Origin of the sequence: Streptomyces regalis, from assembly GCF_001509475.1 — a bacterium.
GTDB lineage: Bacteria > Actinomycetota > Actinomycetes > Streptomycetales > Streptomycetaceae > Streptomyces > Streptomyces regalis.
Genome location: NZ_LLZG01000260.1, coordinates 1 through 363, shown reverse-complemented (window position 1 = coordinate 363; position 363 = coordinate 1). Strand labels below are relative to the sequence as shown.

General features: G+C 74.7%; 1 protein-coding gene. It reads right to left on the bottom strand.

All coding sequences use genetic code 11. From position 1 onward, the window contains the following. The coding region (locus ADL12_RS25165; protein WP_159053289.1) for a sugar phosphate isomerase/epimerase family protein at positions 1 to 363 on the bottom strand (363 nt) is incomplete at both ends.

The following is a 363-nucleotide window of genomic DNA, read 5'->3' as shown; positions in this document are numbered from 1 at the left end:
CCCAGCACAGCCAGCCGTCCCAGCCGTGCCGGGAGAGCACCTCCACGCACTCGGCGAGCGGCAGCACCCCGGTGCCGAGCGGCAGCGGGGTCGTGTCGTCGGCGGAGGCGATGTCCTTGACCTGGACGTAGCCGAGGTACGGGGCGAGGGCCGCGTAGCTCTCCGAGGGCTGCTCGCCGCCCAGCCAGGTGTGCATGACGTCCCACAGCGAGCCGACGTGGCGGTGGCCGACCAGGCCGAGGACGCGGATCGCGTCGGCGGCGGTGCGGTGCGAGTCGTGGGTCTCCAGCAGGATCCGTACGCCCATGTCGGCGGCGTACTCCGCGGCCGTACCGAGCCGCCGCGCGGCGATCGCGTCCGCCG